Source organism: Marinobacter panjinensis, assembly GCF_005298175.1.
In the GTDB taxonomy this organism is placed as follows: Bacteria; Pseudomonadota; Gammaproteobacteria; order Pseudomonadales; family Oleiphilaceae; genus Marinobacter; species Marinobacter panjinensis.
The window spans coordinates 2,547,117-2,562,112 of sequence record NZ_SZYH01000001.1 but is presented as its reverse complement, the minus strand read 5'-3'; the positions used below and the strand labels follow the sequence as shown (position 1 = coordinate 2,562,112).

Sequence of the window (14,996 nt, the reverse complement as noted above, 5' to 3'; positions counted from 1 at the left end):
GGCTGGCCTGTCCTATTGATTAACAGGGACACGTCACAATCGTAAATTCATGCCAGGACATAAAACCATGAACACAACAACTTCATCCGCCGCATCAGTATTTGAAGCACCTGGCCCAGGATCATGGACCGTTGACGCGGCTCATTTCCCGCGACCAGTCTCTCGTTTTCAGGCCGAGATCCACCCGCAAGGCATCACCAAGGGTTTTCTGGACTGCGCGCGCCGCTACGGGTTGCTGATCGATACTCTCGACTACCGGTTTATAAACGGTTTTGCCTACGTCACCGTCGTACCGGCGCCCGAGGCGGAAATTCCGGCGCGCTTCAGAGCCGCCGAAGATGTGTTCCGCAAAAAAATCTGGAGAGAGGATCTGGAGCGCTGGGACCGCGATGTGAAACCCGCCTCGATCAGAACGCATAAAGAGCTACTTGCCGTGGACCCGCTGGCTTTGTCCGACGATGAGTTGATCGCTTATATCGAACAATGCCGGGACAACCTGGAACGGATGATTCATCAACATCACAGTTTCAATTTGGCAGCGATTCTTCCAGTCGGTGATTTCATGGCCCATGTCGGCGCTTGGACGGACGCTCCCATCGGCGAGTTTCTGGCCCTGACGCGTGGATCGGCACCGGAATCCGCCGGGACCTTTCCAGAGATGGATCGACTGGCCGAGGAAATACGCAACAGCCCGGATGCCCGTCAAATCCTGGAATCCGGAAAGGCGAGTGCGGATATCCTTGCCCAGCTCCGCGATGCCCCAGGACCTCTGGGTGAAGCAGCCAGAGACTATCTTGGCGTGGTCGGTGACCGACTGCTTAACAGTCTTGATACCGGCGAGCCCTCGGCTATCGAAGTGCCCGACGCGCTCGTCGCCCGGATCAGGATGGCCGTCGAACAGAGCGCGGCTCAGGCTGAGGCTGTTGCCGAAGCAGACGTGTCCAGACTGCGGGAAAAGATTCCAGCAGAACACCGTGCCGATTTCGATGAACTTCTTGACGAGGTGCGTCTGGTGTCGCGGCTGCGTGACGAACGCGGATTTTACAGCGACGTCTGGGCGGGCGGTGTCATGCGCCGCGCGCTGCTTTCCGCCGGCGCGAGACTTGCCGCAGATGGCCTGATCGAAGAGGCAGCGCATCTTATCGAGGCAAGTTACGACGAGATCCAGGCCCTTCTCGGCCGACAGGGTGGCCCGAGCGGGGCCGAGCTTGCGGCGCGCGCCTCCTATCGCAAAGGGCATCGCGTCGACACAGCGCCTGCGGAACTTGGCGATCCCGCTTCGCCGCCCCCTCCGATGGACGGTTTGCCACCCCAGGTGAGACGGGTGATGACCGCCCTGGGGACGGCCATTCAATCCCTTGGGGCCAACGTTCAAAGTAATCGCGACAGCGCCGTCATCAGGGGAATCGGCGCAAGCCCCGGAACCTACAGCGGCATCGCACGTGTCATCGACGGGCCGGATGACCTGGGCCGTCTCGAACGTGGTGACGTGCTGGTCACGGCAGCGACCACAGATTCCTTCAACATCGTGCTTCCTCTGCTGGGGGCCATCGTCACGAATGCGGGCGGTTTGCTGTCACACGCCGCCATCGTGGGACGCGAATATGGCATTCCCTCCGTTGTCGGGACTCGTATCGCCACGGCGCAGATCGCAGACGGAACCCGTGTGACAGTGGACGGAACGACAGGCGAAGTCCGGATCGACTCACCGTGAAACCGTGTCCGTTGGCCTCGGCCTGCGATGAGTCGGTGTACGGCGGCAAAGCCACGCAACTCGGTGCAGCGCTGCGCGCCGGGCTGCCCGTGCCCGGAGGTTTCGCGCTCGATACCGCGTTCGTCGATGCCATCGCGGCAGGCGACGCCGGTGCGCGAACGGAACTCGCCAGACTATGTGCGCAGATGCCCGGACCGGTGGCTGTCAGATCGTCGGCCATCGGCGAAGACTCGGTGGGCGCGAGCTTCGCCGGACAACATGCGACTGTTCTCAACCTCATGGGTTTCGAGGCGATTTCGGACGCGATTCTGGTCGTCTGGCAATCAGCGCGAACGGAGTCTGCCCGAGCGTATCGAGACCGCGTCGGGGCGGACACGGCCATACGCATGGGCGTGGTCATCCAGAGTCTTGTCGCCGCCGATGTGGCCGGCGTGCTATTCACCTGCAATCCCGTGACCGGTCAAGACGAACTTGTCGTCGAGGCTTCGTGGGGCCTGGGTGAAGCAGTTGTGCAGGGTCTTGTCATCCCCGACAGCTATCGCATGGATCGCGCAGGATGTCTCCTTGAAAGCTGCGCGGGTTTCAAGGACATCAGTGTGCAGCGTGTGCCCGGAGGCCTGACCCGCACCGAAGCGGTCGCCGCGCATCTTGTCGAGCAACTCTGCCTTGATGCGAAAAAGCTGGCTGCGCTACACACGCTTGTGACGCAGTGCGAGGGTGTTTTCGGTACCGGACCCCATGATATCGAATGGGCATTTGAACGCGAGACACTTTACCTGCTGCAATTACGCCCAGTGACGAAATCGGCTGTGGCCTGACGATAACATCGGGACGACACTTTGAGCGCCAACAACGCTGCCATCCGAATGACTGCCGCGAGTACGGCGGGCCTGCTGATGGCGTCGGCCCAGGCGCCACTGGGTTCGACACTGATCGCCGTGGCGCTGCCGTCCATCAGCCTCGGAATCAGTGCGGATCTCGTTTTGATCACGGGCCTGCTGGTCACCGGTTATCTGGTTGTCAACGTGGTTTGCCTGGGGCCGGCGGGAAAGATAAGCGATGTCGTCGGGCATTCGCGCATCCTGTGGACAGGTATTGGCCTTTATTTGATCGGCGCGGCTTTCGGGGTCCTGGCGCAGGATTTGAGCTTCCTGTTTCTCTCGCGCTGCCTGATGGCGGTAGCCGGTGCCCTGGTGGTTCCGGCAACCCTCGCCCTGTTGCGCCTGCATGTGCCCCCAGAGCGACGTGGCCGTATCTTTGGCCTGTTTGGCGCTACGATGGCAATTGCCGCAGCCTGCGGCCCCGTCCTGGGTGGCGAGATCGTGAGCCTTTTTGGCTGGCGTGCTGTTTTTGTTGCCAATGTGCCCTTTCTGGCCGTCTCCGCGCTTCTGCTGCATCGGTATCCCCTGCCTGCGGAAAACACAGCGGCACAGCGCCCGCTGAGAAAGCTGACAAGATCGCTGGATTTTATGGGCATCGGGCTGCTGGCGCTGTCACTGGCGTTGCTGATCGTGGCCAGCAAAGTTGAAGGCACTGTGTTCATGGCCGTGGTTCTGGCGGCGGCCGTTGCCGGAGCAGCCTTCGTCAAATGGGAGTCGAAAACCTCAGCACCGGTCTTTGATCCGCACCTGTTTTCCCTGTCCCCCTTTGCTGCGGGAACGCTGATAATCGCTCTGCAGAACTTTGCGATGTATGGTTTGCTGTTTCAGTTACCGCAATTCTTTTCCGTATTCCGCGTGACGGAGCCACGCGACATTGGCTACATGCTCTTCGTCATGATGATAGGCATGGTCGTTGCCGCGCCATTGGGTGGACAACTGACCGACCGGATCGGCGCACGGAGTGCGGCGCTTTTGGGAAGTGTGTTGCTGCTGTCAGGCGTTGGTCAGCTATGGGGTCTGGGTTCGTTTGAGTCCCCGCAGGGCGCGATGCCAGCCCTGCTGGTGTCTGGGTTGGGCCTTGGCTTGTGCAACGCGCCTGCACAGTCAGCCTCGATGAGCGCCGTGGAGCCTGGACAGGTTGGAATGGCAGCCGGGGTCAGTTCCACGATGCGTTATCTGGGCGGCATTCTGAGTATACTGGTTCTCGGCGCGGTCCTGGGACACGATCAAATCGTCAGCGTGGCGCGCCACGACGTCATGATCCGGCTGTTTACCGTTGCCATTGCGCTGTCCGCCCTCATGAGCCTATGGCTCCCAGGCGCGCCTGTTGCAGCCGCAAAATCGCCCTGAAGGCGCTTTCCGTCAGCCATCGGCCCCGTACTGCCGCGGCTTTTGGCGTCCTGGTACATCCAAACACAAGCCAGCGCGGCAAGAATATAGAGATCAATGACGACCTGAGCAGTGTCTGGGCTCGACATGAGTTGGGTACCAAAAGCCAAAAGCGACTACTCTGCGCCTTCCATAACCCAAAAAGTGAAGCCCATGAATAGGCAGAGAACGATTAGGGCTAATGTCGATATTCTCATGATCTTCCTTGATTGAGGTTTAAGAAATATAACGCGGAGCGCAGCGGCGGCCCGTCAGGGGCGTCCGGCGGCCAATGGCCGCGTACTGACGTGAATTGTTAGAGTTGTGCCGGATCAAACCTCACCGACGTACTCACCACTTTGAATTTTTGAGTTTCCGCACGAACAAACGGGACTCATATGCTCGGGCATCAGCCCTCTTTGTTCCAACGCTGGTGGCGTCAGGTTGACGAGCTTCAAATCCATCCCATGCAGTGGAAGATTGGCCCCAGTCGTCGGAGCCTCGAATGCAAAAACTTTCATGTCCACAGCTTTCACATCTGGCCTTGTACTTCGAGTATTCCCAACTCATATAAAACCTCTAACATCAGTATATGAGTCGCCACGACTATTTTCCCGTTTTTACTGACGCATTCGTGTAAGAAAGACACAAAAAAAGCGCCGTACTCCAAGAGTAGGGCGCTTTTTTCGGTTAAAGCGGGCTTATGCTTTCGGCCCGGCCTTTATAATGGCGTCGGAAACATCAAACTTCTTGAAGTTCTCAACAAACTGGCCGATCAGTTCGGCGGCTTTGGCGTCATAGTCTTCCTTGCTGGCCCAGGTGTTGCGCGGGTTCAGCAGGTTGTTGTCTACGCCAGGGACGTCTACTGGCACCTCCAGGTTCAGGGTGGGGAGGTGCTCGGTTTCGGCATCGTCCAGGTCGCCATTCTGGATGGCGGCGATAATGCCACGGGTGGTGGGAATGCTGAAGCGCTCGCCCACGCCGTGGGGGCCGCCGGTCCAGCCGGTGTTGACCAGGAAGACCTTGCTGCCAAACTCCTCCATGCGCTTCATCAGCAGCTCGGCGTATACGCCGGCGGGACGCGGGAAGAAGGGTGCGCCGAAGCAGGTGGAGAAGGTGGCTTTCAGTTTGGAAGAGGAGCCCATTTCCGTAGAGCCCACCAATGCGGTATAGCCACTGAGGAAGTGGTAGGCCGCAGCTTCTTTGCTGAGGACGGACACGGGCGGCAGTACGCCTGTCATGTCGCAGGTCAGGAAAACAATGTGTGACGGCTCGCCGGCGCGGTTTTCGATCACGCGCTTCTCAACGTGCTCCAGCGGGTAAGCGCAGCGGGAGTTTTCGGTGAGGGAGACGTCGGTGTAGTCTGGCTCGCGGGTCTCCGGGTCGATGGTGACGTTTTCAACCAGGGCACCAAAGCGGATAGCGTCCCAGATAATGGGTTCGTTCTTTCGGCTCAGGTCGATACACTTGGCGTAGCAGCCACCTTCGATGTTGAAGACGGTGCCTGGGCCCCAGCCGTGCTCGTCATCGCCGATCAGGAAGCGCTCGGGGTCGGCGGAGAGGGTGGTTTTTCCGGTGCCAGAGAGGCCGAAGAACAGGCAGGTTTCGCCGTCTTCGCCCACGTTGGCGGAGCAGTGCATGGGCAGCACGTCTTTTTCCGGCAGCAGGAAGTTCTGAACCGAGAACATGGCCTTTTTCATCTCGCCAGCGTAGTGCATGCCCGCCAGCAGTACCTTGCGCTTGGCAAAGTTAATGATTACGCAGCCGTTGCTATTGGTGCCGTCACGCTCGGGCACACATTCGAAGTTGGCAACGTTGAGGATCTGCCATTCCTGCTTGTCCGCCGGGTTGAAATTGTCAGGACGGATGAACAGGTTCTGGCCAAACAGGTTCTGCCAGGCGGTTTCGGTGGTCATGCGCACCGGCAGGTAGTGTTCCGGGTCAGAGCCGACGTGTACGTGGCTTACAAAGCTGTCTTTCTCGGCAATGTTGGCTTCAACGCGATCCCAGAGGGCATCAAATTTTTCCGCGTCGAACGGGCGGTTGATGGGGCCCCAGTGGATGTCGTCAGAGGTGCTTGGCTCCTCCACGATGTAGCGGTCCATCGGGGACCGGCCGGTGCGTTCGCCGGTTTTTACTACCAGTGAACCGTTTGCGGCCAGCTGGCCTTCACGTCTTTCCAGTGCCAGCTCGACCAGTCGTGCTGCACACAGATCATTATAAGTGTTACTCACTTCGACCTCGCCCTCGGGATGTGATCGTCATTGCTCAAGCCGTCCCCCTGAAAATTGACGGAAATCTGAGCAATCGGGTCAGTTCAGGCGCGCTATTATGCCAGAGACGCCGGTAAAAAACGACTGCCCCGGAAGCCGCGCTATGACTGGGTTCCGGGCCTTTCAGTCGGGTGTTCAGTGTAACGTATGGCCGGTGAAAAGATGATCAATATCATTTCTATCGAAGCGATAGTGAGCGTGACAGAACTGGCAATCCATCTCGATGGAACCCTGTTCCTCAAGGATACTGTAGCACTCTTCCTGGCCGATGCCCTCCAGTGCGCCCAGGGTCCGTTCCCGTGAGCAACTGCAGCGGAAGGCGACCGTTTCGGCGTCGAACAGGCGCACAGTCTCTTCGTGGAACAGTCGGTAGAGCAAGGATTCACTGTCCAGCCCCAGCAGCTCCTCGGCTTCCACGGTGCTGGCCAGGTGGTTCAGGCGGTCCCAGAGGTCGGAATCATGTTCGGTGTTGCCGGGCATTTTCTGCAGCATCAGGCCGGCACTGCAGTTGTCGTCGGCAAACAGGAAGAAGCTGGTGGGGATCTGTTCCGAGCGCTCGAAGTATTCTGCCAGGCAGTCGGCCAGATTTTCTTCTTCTCTGGGCACCACGCCCTGATAACGCTGGCCTTTGTCTGGCGAGATGGTGATGGCCATGCTGCCTTCGCCCAGCAGTGCGTCCAGGGAATCCTCGGTAACGGCGTGCTCGTCGTATCGGGCAAGGCCACGGATGAAGCGGTCGTGACTACACTCGGCCATCAGGGTGCGCAGCGGCCCTTTGCCCTGGGCCTGCAAAGAGAGGGTGCCTTCAAATTTGAGGGTGGTGCTCATCAGTACGCTGGCGGCCAGTGATTCTCCAAGAATGCGCCTTACAGAGGCGGGATACGGCGCCTGGTTGCCGATTTCACTATAGCTGTCGTTGAGCTTCACCCAGGCTCCCCGGACCTGGCTGTCTTCAAAAATAAATCGCTGGAACTGGTCCCGGGATGCCATGGTGTTTTCTCCTGAGCGTTAAAGTCGGAATCGGTAATCTGTGGGGCAGGACATCAAAGCCCGTTCTGTTCGCGGAAGCGCTGAATGTCCCGGCGGTCTTTCTTGGAGGGCCGTCGGGCCGGTGGCAACTGCGCCGCCTGCATGGTTTTGCGCTGCCACGAGAGCTCTTCCCGGCGCTTCACGCTGTCTTCCGTTTCGTGGTAGAGCTGTTGTGCTTCCTGCGCCCCCCGACGACGTTCACTGATGTCGTCCACGATAATGATGCGCTCCTGCCATCCCTGCCGCAGGGTGACCTTGGCGCCGGGCTCCACCAGTTTGCCGGGTTTGGTTCGCTGGCTGTTGTAGTGAACCTTGCCCCCCTCGATGGCCTGCTTGGCGAGGTTGCGGGTTTTGTAGAAGCGCGCTGCCCACAGCCATTTGTCGAGTCTTACGCGGGTGTCGTCAGTGGTGGTTGCCGTCATGTCTCCTCACCTAATGAGCGTATAGCCATAGTATAGCTGGCTCACTGGCCTGATGGCAGGGGTTGGCGCTGACGCAGGGCTGGCAGGATTTCATCGAAGTGATGGATCGAGGGGATGTCCGGGTGTTTGTCCCGGGCGGCCTGTTTGCTGTCCGGTGCCAGGATGGCCAGACACTGGGCGATGCCGGCAGTTCGGGCGCTTTCCAGTACCGGGAAGCTGTCGTCGACCATCAGGGTGGTGGTGAGCCGGTAGGGTTCAAGTCGGGCAAGGTCCTGCCAGAAGGCTGGATCTTCCTTGGGTTTTCCCAGTTGGTGGCTGGAAATGATGTTGTCCACCCGGCTGTCCAGACCAGTGCGCTGCAGTTTCAGGCTGAGTGGGTCCGGATGGCAGTTGGTAACGATCACCGAACGCAGGCCGGTGCTTTTCACCGCATCGAGAAAATCCGTGACATGGGGCCGATAGCCGATGCGCTCGCCCACTTCGGCCTTGAGCCCGGTGATATCCAGGTTCAGGCGTTCACTCCAGTAGTCGGTGCAGTACCAGTTCAGGGAACCACGTTCGGCCATGATCATGGGAATAATGGTGTTGCGCGCTTCTTCAGGGCTGAGGTTGTTGTGCTCGGCATAACGCCTGGGCAGGTGTTCGAGCCAGAAGTGGTTGTCGAAATGCAGGTCGAGCAGCGTTCCGTCCATATCCAGGAACACGGTATCGAGGGAGTGCCAGTTCACCATAAACAAAAACAGCCTGAAGTTGATTGGTCTTCAGGCTGCCGAATAATGCCTAAATTGGCAAGGCGGGTTTCTACGGATCAGTTGGCGCCCTGCTCAATGGTCTCGGGCTTTTTGCCGGTCCGGGTGCAGCCGAGGCAGCGCACGAAGGTGGCCCTGGCCGGGCCAACAACCAGCACTTCACCGGCTTCACCGGCATTGCCGCCGAGTGCGGAGAAAGGCAGCGACACCAGGTAAACGGCGCTTCCGATAATGGTGGTGGCAAGCAGGGCCGGACGAACGAACAGGGCGTCGCCGGTCATTGCCAGTGCGGAGGGCTCTTCATCAATGGCCCGGGCATGGCCGACAGAGGAAAACGCCAGCAGGCAAACCGCTACGGCTGTAATAACGATGTGGGAGATCTTACCGGTCATTTCTTGTTACTCCTGGCGATAAATCTACAGCGTATTGTAGCTGACAATTATGGATACTCTGTTAACTATGAATCATATTTGCGTATTTTCAAACGATTTTTCTGTTTCAATAGTTGTCTGGTCGTTGTCTATCGCTGGCATTTGCTGCAATAAACCGTCGAGCGCTGGTTCATCCGGATTTCCTTCAACGTGTGTCCACATTCCTTGCAGGGCTCACCGGTGCGGCCGTACACCAGAAGCGACTGGGCGAAATAGCCGGGCTTGCCGTCGCTGTTCACGAAGTCCCTCAGGGTGGTTCCGCCCATCAGGATGGCGGCGCTGAGGGTTTCGCGGATGGCCTCCACCAGGCGATTGTAACGGTCCAGGCTGATACGGCCGGCGGCGCGGCGGGGGTGGATGCCGGCCTTGAACAGCGCTTCGTTGGCGTAGATGTTGCCAACACCCACAACCACGTGGTTATCCATAATGAAGGACTTGACCGGTGTTTTCCTGCCACGTGACAGGTGATAGAGCAGGCGGCCATTGAATTCCGGCGCCAGGGGTTCCGGTCCCAGGCGGGCAATCAGCGGGTGCTGGTCCGGGGTTTCCGACCACAGCCAGCAGCCGAACCGGCGTGGATCGTTAAAACGCAGGCGAATGCCGTTGTCCAGCTCCAGTTCAATATGGTCGTGTAGCAGAGGCTCGCTCTGGTCGGTGATCACCCGCAGGCTGCCAGACATGCCCAGGTGCACGATGAGCGTGCCCGCTACGGTGGCCGAGCTTACACCAATAAGCAGATATTTTGCCCGGCGGTCCACGGTGTGGATCACGGCGCCTTCCAGCAACTCCGCCAGATTGCCCGGTACCGGCCAGCGCAGGCGGCCATCACGCACGGTGACGTGAGTGATGGTCCGGTTTTCACAATGCGGCGCGATGCCTCGGCGGGTGGTTTCCACTTCTGGTAGTTCTGGCAAGGCCATTTACTCCAATCGTATGTGCGGGAACGGACATGAGTGATCAGTAACAAAATGACAGCCAAATACGGTTGTTTCGGCTAACAACTGTACGCTAAAGTGGCTGAATACGGTTGTTGGGCAGTACCGGATCCGCCAGGCCGCAGGCTTTCTGTCTGTTCCTGTCATGCACTTTGCAACCTTGTGATTTCGAACGAGGAAACTTCTATGTGGTACAACGGTCTTCTGGACCTTTCGGTGATGCAGCTGATTCTGGTTACGCTGGGTCTTACCCACATCACCATTATCAGCGTGACGCTTTACCTGCATCGCCATTCTGCCCATAACTCACTGGATCTGCATCCGGTGCTGGCGCATTTCTTCCGTTTCTGGCTATGGCTGACCACAGCGCAGAACACCAAACAGTGGACGGCTATCCATCGTAAGCACCATGCCAAGTGCGAAACCGAGGAAGATCCTCACAGCCCTGTGGTTCTGGGTATTCGCAAGGTGCTTTTTGAAGGGGCTGAGTTGTACGACGAGGCCGGCACTCCGGAAACTCTCGAGCGTTACGGCCAGCGCACCCCGGAAGACTGGGTGGAGAACAGGGTATACAGTCGCTACCGCATGCTGGGCATTCAGTTGATGGCCGTTATCGACCTGTTGCTGTTCGGTGTTCACGGCATCTGGATCTGGGCGGTGCAGATGATGTGGATTCCGGTGTGGGCCGCAGGTGTAGTCAACGGCATCGGCCACTTCATGGGGTATCGCAATTTTGAATGTGCGGACAACGCCCGCAATATTTCGCCGTGGGGAATCCTGATTGGTGGCGAAGAGCTGCACAACAATCACCATACCTATCCCAATTCGTCCAAGCTTTCCCGTCGCTGGTATGAAGTGGATATCGGTTGGGGTTACATTCGCCTGTTCCAGTTCTTCGGGCTGGCAAAACCCAAGGGCTTCAGGCCGATTGCACATTATGTTCCCGGTAAGCAGGAAGTGGATGTTGAAACCGTGCAGGCGATTACCAACAGCCGGTTCGACATTATGCGCCAGTACCGTAAGCGGGTGATGGAGCCGGTGTTGCGCCAGCAGAAGGCGCTGATGGATGAGGAAATTCGTCCCCGTTACCGCAGTCTGAAGCGCTTGCTGTCCCGTGAGGTGACGTTGATCAAGCCGAAGGAGAAGGAGCACCTGGACACTGTGCTGGAGCGCAATGCGACGCTGCGTCAGATTTATGAGAAGAGCCATGAATTGCAGGAGCTGTGGCGTCGCCGTGGGCTGAAGCCGCAGGAGAAGCTTCAGGCTTTGATGCAGTGGTGCCGGGAGGCGGAGGCCAGTGGTATTCGGTACCTGGAGGATTTTGCGGCGCATTTGCGGGCTTATTCTTTGCGGCCCTCTCCCTAAGTAGCCTGCTGGTTCAGGTGTCTGGTCCCGAGGTGGGGTGCCTTTTCTTCTGGGAAAAGAACTCGCTTTGCTCAGACACCTTTTCCCGGCAGAAAAGGCACCCCGCCCCGAGACCGATCTGACCGCAGTGATATCGCGCTGCGGTTTCTTCAGACAGGTACTGATTCTTCCACTCTGAACAAACAGTAGGTCACCTGGCCTGCTGTTTTTTGTCGGTGCAGGGTCCAGTTGATGGGGGCTGTGGGTGTCGGCAATTCGCTTTCGTGCTCTGCGTAGATCCAGCCTCCCGGTTTTACCCAGCCGTTGTCCGCGATCATCGGGAACAGTTTTTCCAGCCAGCCCTGTCTGAATGGTGGATCCATGAACAGGATGTCGAAGGGTTCGGGCGGTGGCTGGGCCAGGTAGGTGTCGGCGTTCTGGCAGGTCACTTCTCCCTTGTCTGACTTCAATAGCCTGAGGTTGCTGCGCAGGGCCTGGGCCAGTTCCGGGGTGTGGTCGACGAAGACGGTTGTGCCGGCGCCTCGGGAGAGAGCTTCAAGGCCGAGGGCGCCGGAGCCGGCGAAGAGGTCCAGGCAATGGCTACCTGCGATGTGGAAAGATAGCCAGTTGAACAGGGTTTCGCGGGTGCGGGCCGGTGTGGGGCGTACGCCGCCGGCTTCGGGGAAGCGTAGTTTGCGGCTGCGCCAGTCGCCGCCGATGATGCGGAGTTCACCGCCGCTGGCTGGCTCGGGTTTCTGGTTACGTGCCATTCTGGATACGGCCTTTTGATCGCTGATGTGGTGCGCCTTTGAGTGCGGGTGGTGCCATGTTACGAAGGTTTATCGGGCGAGTCACCTGCGGCCATCACTTAGAGCAAGCAGTCTGCTAGAATACCGGCTTTCTTTTATCCCGCGAATCGACAACCAATGGTATGACTATGACGGCAGAGTGGATTGCTATCGGCCTTCTGGCCCTTCTTGTCCTTGTGTTTGTTCTGGATGTGGCGGCCAACCGTCGGCGCGTGCCACGGCCGAAGCCGGTGCCCCAGAAAAAACCGGAAGCCCCGGAAGGTGCCACCCCCAAGGCAGGGGCGGAGGAAAAAGCAGAGGCTGATAGTGTACCGGCTGTCGAAGCACCTGAAGAAGCTGTTGTTGTCGAGGAACCGCCTGCGGAGATTCCGGCAGCGCCTGAACCGGAACCCGAAGCCCCACAGGTCAGCGTTTTTGAGCGCATCCGCCAGGGTCTGGGTAAAACCCGGGCCAACCTGACCGGCGGCCTTGCCGACCTGTTCTCTGTCGGCAAGAAGGTGGATGAGGACCTGCTGGAGGAAATTGAAACCACGCTGCTGATGGCAGATGTGGGCGTTACCGCTACCTCGGAAATCATCGAGTCGCTGACCGACAAGCTTGAGCGCAACCAGCTCAAGGACGGCGAAGCCCTGCGCAAAGCCCTGAGGGATGAACTTCACGGTCTGCTGGCGGATGTCACCAGACCCCTGGAGATCGATACCGGGAAAAAACCCTATGTGATCCTGATGGTGGGTGTGAATGGTGTGGGCAAAACCACCACCATTGGCAAGCTCACCAAACTGTTCCAGCGCGATGGCAAGTCGGTAATGCTGGCGGCGGGGGATACGTTCCGGGCGGCTGCGGTTGAGCAGTTGCAGGTATGGGGCGACCGCAACAATGTACCGGTGGTGGCACAGCATACCGGTGCCGACAGCGCTTCGGTCATCTTCGATGCGGTCCAGTCGGCACAGTCCCGCGGTGTGGATGTGGTGATTGCCGATACCGCTGGCCGGTTGCAGAACAAAGACAATCTGATGAGCGAGCTGGAAAAGGTCGTGCGGGTGATCAAGAAGCTGGACGACACTGCACCCCACGAAGTCATGCTGGTGCTGGACGCCGGCACCGGCCAGAACGCCCTCAGCCAGGCCCAGGTTTTCCAGCAGGCGGTGGGCGTGAGCGGTATTACCCTGACCAAACTGGACGGCACTGCCAAGGGTGGTATTGTGTTCGCCATCGCCCGGCAGTTGCAGTTGCCCATCCGCTACATTGGTGTGGGTGAGCAGGTGGACGACCTGCGCAGCTTCGATGCCCGCACGTTTGTGGATGCGCTGTTCGATGAAAGCCCAGAGAAGTAACCCGCGATGATCGAGTTCCGCCAGGTCACCAAACGCTACGACAGCGACCATACTGCGCTGCGTCAGGTCAATTTCGGTTTGGAGCGTGGTGAGCTGGCGTTTCTCACCGGTCACTCCGGTGCCGGTAAAAGTACCCTGCTCAAGCTGATCATGGTGATGGAGCGCCCCAGTGCCGGTGAAGTGATTGTGGGTGGCCAGGTGCTCAATACGCTGCCGCGCCGCCAGGTGCCCTATATCCGCCGCCACATCGGGGTGGTATTCCAGAATCACCAGCTACTGTTTGACCGCACCGTGTTCGATAACGTCGCCATGCCCCTGGAAGTGATGGGTACGCCCGCCCGTGATATTGGCCGGCGCGTTCGGGCTGCGCTGGACAAGGTCGGTCTGCTGAGCAAGGAAAAGATGAACCCGTTGCAGCTTTCCGGTGGTGAGCAGCAGCGGGTAGGCATTGCCCGGGCGGTGGTGAACAAGCCGCCGGTGCTGCTGGCGGATGAGCCCACGGGTAACCTGGACCCGGAACTGTCTGCCGACATCATGCGGCTGTTTGCGGAGTTCAGCCAGGTAGGAGTCACGGTACTGATTGCCACCCACGATATTGCTCTGATCAACGATCTCGGGCGCCGCACGCTCACGCTGGAGCAGGGCAGGCTGGTGTCCGGCGTTGGGGCAGGGGGAGGTCGGCATGGCTAACGATCCCCGCAGGCAACAGAGCCGGGGCGCGAAAAGTGCCCGTTCTCCCTGGCGCGAGCAGGCGGAGAGCTATCTCAGCCATCATCGCAAAGTCGCCCGGGACAGCGCCCAGAGGCTGTGGCATTCGCCGATTGCCAGCATGATGACCTGGACGGTGATGGGTGTGGCCCTGGCATTGCCGGTGGCGCTGATGCTGTTGCTTGCCAGTCTTGAAGGTGTCAGTGCCGGCTGGGAAAGCTCCGCACGGGTGACTGCCTACCTGAACGATTCGGTTTCAATTGAAGAGGCCCAGGCCCTGAAAGCTGAAGTGGCTGATGACAGCCGCGTGGCTGAAGTGGAGCTGATCGACCGGGACACGGCGCTGAATGAATTCCGCGCCTCTTCCGGCCTTGAGGATGCCCTGGACTACCTGGACGAGAACCCGCTGCCCCATACCTTGCTGGTTACGCCCAGTGAAAGTTCCCGTACCGCCGCCGGTGTGGAAATGCTGCTGACCGTTATCGAAGGGCTTGATGGTGTGGAGCGTGTGCAGGTGGACCTTGGCTGGTTGCAGCGCCTGAACGCCATGACCGATCTTCTGGGCCGGGCGGTGTGGGCGCTGGCCCTGTTGCTGGCGGCCGCGGTAGTGCTTGTCATTGGCAATACCGTGCGCCTCTCCATTGAAAACCGTCGTGATGAGATTCTGGTGGCAAAGCTGGTAGGTGGCACCGATGCCTTCGTGCGCCGGCCGTTTCTCTACACCGGTGCCTGGTTTGGCCTTGGCGGTGGCATAGTGGCCTGGGTGCTGTTGCAGCTATCGCTCTGGTGGCTGAGCGGGCCGATTGAGCGCCTGGCGGGGCTGTACCGCAGCGAATTTTCCCTTAATGGCCTGACCTTCGACGGCGCGCTGGCGTTGATAATTGCCGCCATGCTGTTAGGCTGGTTGGGTGCTTGGGTGGCCGTCAAACGCCATCTTGATGATATCGAACCCGGTGAAATTGCGGGCGGGTGATCTTCGGTCTCGGAAATACCGTATTG

The 14,996-nt window shown here is 59.1% G+C and carries 14 protein-coding genes and 1 pseudogene; 7 read left to right on the top strand and 8 right to left on the bottom strand.

Features of this window, described 5'->3' with window-relative positions; all coding sequences use genetic code 11:
• Positions 1–67 precede the first annotated feature (67 nt).
• Genes FDP08_RS11750 through FDP08_RS11740 form a run of 3 tightly spaced genes read left to right on the top strand, consistent with a single transcriptional unit; the run spans position 68 to position 3,945 of the window.
• Positions 68–1,714, top strand: coding sequence for a PEP-utilizing enzyme (locus tag FDP08_RS11750; RefSeq protein WP_170979022.1), 1,647 nt, complete (start codon positions 68–70; stop codon positions 1,712–1,714).
• Entirely contained in the window at positions 1,711–2,532 is an 822-nt protein-coding gene (locus FDP08_RS11745; RefSeq protein ID WP_137436335.1) for a PEP/pyruvate-binding domain-containing protein, read from the top strand. Before FDP08_RS11750 ends, FDP08_RS11745 begins: the two co-directional genes overlap by 4 nt.
• A 21-nt stretch (positions 2,533–2,553) precedes the next feature.
• Positions 2,554–3,945, top strand: coding sequence for an MFS transporter (locus tag FDP08_RS11740; protein ID WP_137436334.1), 1,392 nt, complete (start codon positions 2,554–2,556; stop codon positions 3,943–3,945).
• 32 nt (positions 3,946–3,977) lie between these two features.
• On the opposite strand, the pseudogene FDP08_RS20485 reads toward FDP08_RS11740, so the two are convergent.
• The 7 genes and pseudogenes from FDP08_RS20485 to mutM all read right to left on the bottom strand — a co-directional run.
• A pseudogene (locus tag FDP08_RS20485) lies at positions 3,978–4,139 on the bottom strand (DUF2834 domain-containing protein); the annotation flags it as partial.
• A 525-nt stretch (positions 4,140–4,664) separates the two neighbouring features.
• The gene (locus FDP08_RS11730; protein WP_137436333.1) at positions 4,665–6,197 is read right to left on the bottom strand and encodes a phosphoenolpyruvate carboxykinase; all 1,533 of its coding nucleotides are present in this window, start codon (positions 6,195–6,197) and stop codon (positions 4,665–4,667) included.
• Between the two features lie 174 nt (positions 6,198–6,371).
• A complete protein-coding gene (gene hslO / locus FDP08_RS11725) occupies positions 6,372–7,226 on the bottom strand; it encodes an Hsp33 family molecular chaperone HslO (protein ID WP_137436332.1) in 855 nt (284 codons plus the stop codon).
• A gap of 53 nt (positions 7,227–7,279) precedes the next feature.
• On the bottom strand, positions 7,280–7,687 hold the full coding sequence (gene hslR / locus FDP08_RS11720; RefSeq protein ID WP_137436331.1) for a ribosome-associated heat shock protein Hsp15: 408 nt from the start codon (positions 7,685–7,687) through the stop codon (positions 7,280–7,282).
• Between the two features lie 41 nt (positions 7,688–7,728).
• Positions 7,729–8,418, bottom strand: coding sequence for a GMP/IMP nucleotidase (gene yrfG / locus FDP08_RS11715; RefSeq protein ID WP_137436330.1), 690 nt, complete (start codon positions 8,416–8,418; stop codon positions 7,729–7,731).
• Positions 8,419–8,495: 77 nt separating this feature from the next.
• Positions 8,496–8,828: a hypothetical protein gene (locus FDP08_RS11710; protein ID WP_137436329.1), complete on the bottom strand. Its 333-nt coding sequence runs from the start codon at positions 8,826–8,828 to the stop codon at positions 8,496–8,498.
• Between the two features lie 128 nt (positions 8,829–8,956).
• Positions 8,957–9,781, bottom strand: coding sequence for a bifunctional DNA-formamidopyrimidine glycosylase/DNA-(apurinic or apyrimidinic site) lyase (gene mutM / locus FDP08_RS11705; RefSeq protein ID WP_137436328.1), 825 nt, complete (start codon positions 9,779–9,781; stop codon positions 8,957–8,959).
• 207 nt (positions 9,782–9,988) lie between these two features.
• Between mutM and FDP08_RS11700 the strand changes: the two genes are divergently transcribed.
• Positions 9,989–11,167 (top strand): DesA family fatty acid desaturase, encoded by a 1,179-nt coding sequence (locus FDP08_RS11700; RefSeq protein ID WP_137436327.1) that lies wholly within the window; start codon positions 9,989–9,991, stop codon positions 11,165–11,167.
• A gap of 149 nt (positions 11,168–11,316) precedes the next feature.
• Here FDP08_RS11700 and rsmD read toward each other — a convergent pair whose 3' ends face one another.
• On the bottom strand, positions 11,317–11,916 hold the full coding sequence (gene rsmD, locus FDP08_RS11695; protein ID WP_137436326.1) for a 16S rRNA (guanine(966)-N(2))-methyltransferase RsmD: 600 nt from the start codon (positions 11,914–11,916) through the stop codon (positions 11,317–11,319).
• A 167-nt stretch (positions 11,917–12,083) separates the two neighbouring features.
• On the opposite strand from rsmD, the gene ftsY reads away from it, so the two are divergent.
• The 3 genes from ftsY to ftsX are packed head-to-tail and all read left to right on the top strand — an operon-like array spanning position 12,084 to position 14,970.
• Complete coding sequence (ftsY, locus tag FDP08_RS11690) at positions 12,084–13,289, top strand: signal recognition particle-docking protein FtsY (RefSeq protein WP_137437315.1); 1,206 nt, start codon at positions 12,084–12,086, stop codon at positions 13,287–13,289.
• A gap of 6 nt (positions 13,290–13,295) precedes the next feature.
• The gene (gene ftsE / locus FDP08_RS11685; RefSeq protein ID WP_137436325.1) at positions 13,296–13,979 is read left to right on the top strand and encodes a cell division ATP-binding protein FtsE; all 684 of its coding nucleotides are present in this window, start codon (positions 13,296–13,298) and stop codon (positions 13,977–13,979) included.
• Positions 13,972–14,970, top strand: coding sequence for a permease-like cell division protein FtsX (gene ftsX, locus FDP08_RS11680; protein WP_137436324.1), 999 nt, complete (start codon positions 13,972–13,974; stop codon positions 14,968–14,970). Before ftsE ends, ftsX begins: the two co-directional genes overlap by 8 nt.
• Positions 14,971–14,996 lie beyond the last annotated feature (26 nt).

Bases quoted from the DNA above. Each gene is read 5' to 3' on its own strand.
- FDP08_RS11750 (WP_170979022.1), top strand. From the start codon at position 68: ATGAACACAACAACTTCATCCGCCGCATCAGTATTTGAAGCACCTGGC.
- hslR (WP_137436331.1), bottom strand. From the start codon at position 7,687: ATGACGGCAACCACCACTGACGACACCCGCGTAAGACTCGACAAATGG.
- ftsY (WP_137437315.1), top strand. From the start codon at position 12,084: ATGACGGCAGAGTGGATTGCTATCGGCCTTCTGGCCCTTCTTGTCCTT.
- FDP08_RS11700 (WP_137436327.1), top strand. From the start codon at position 9,989: ATGTGGTACAACGGTCTTCTGGACCTTTCGGTGATGCAGCTGATTCTG.
- hslO (WP_137436332.1), bottom strand. From the start codon at position 7,226: ATGGCATCCCGGGACCAGTTCCAGCGATTTATTTTTGAAGACAGCCAG.
- FDP08_RS11710 (WP_137436329.1), bottom strand. From the start codon at position 8,828: ATGACCGGTAAGATCTCCCACATCGTTATTACAGCCGTAGCGGTTTGC.
- yrfG (WP_137436330.1), bottom strand. From the start codon at position 8,418: ATGGTGAACTGGCACTCCCTCGATACCGTGTTCCTGGATATGGACGGA.
- rsmD (WP_137436326.1), bottom strand. From the start codon at position 11,916: ATGGCACGTAACCAGAAACCCGAGCCAGCCAGCGGCGGTGAACTCCGC.
- ftsE (WP_137436325.1), top strand. From the start codon at position 13,296: ATGATCGAGTTCCGCCAGGTCACCAAACGCTACGACAGCGACCATACT.
- ftsX (WP_137436324.1), top strand. From the start codon at position 13,972: ATGGCTAACGATCCCCGCAGGCAACAGAGCCGGGGCGCGAAAAGTGCC.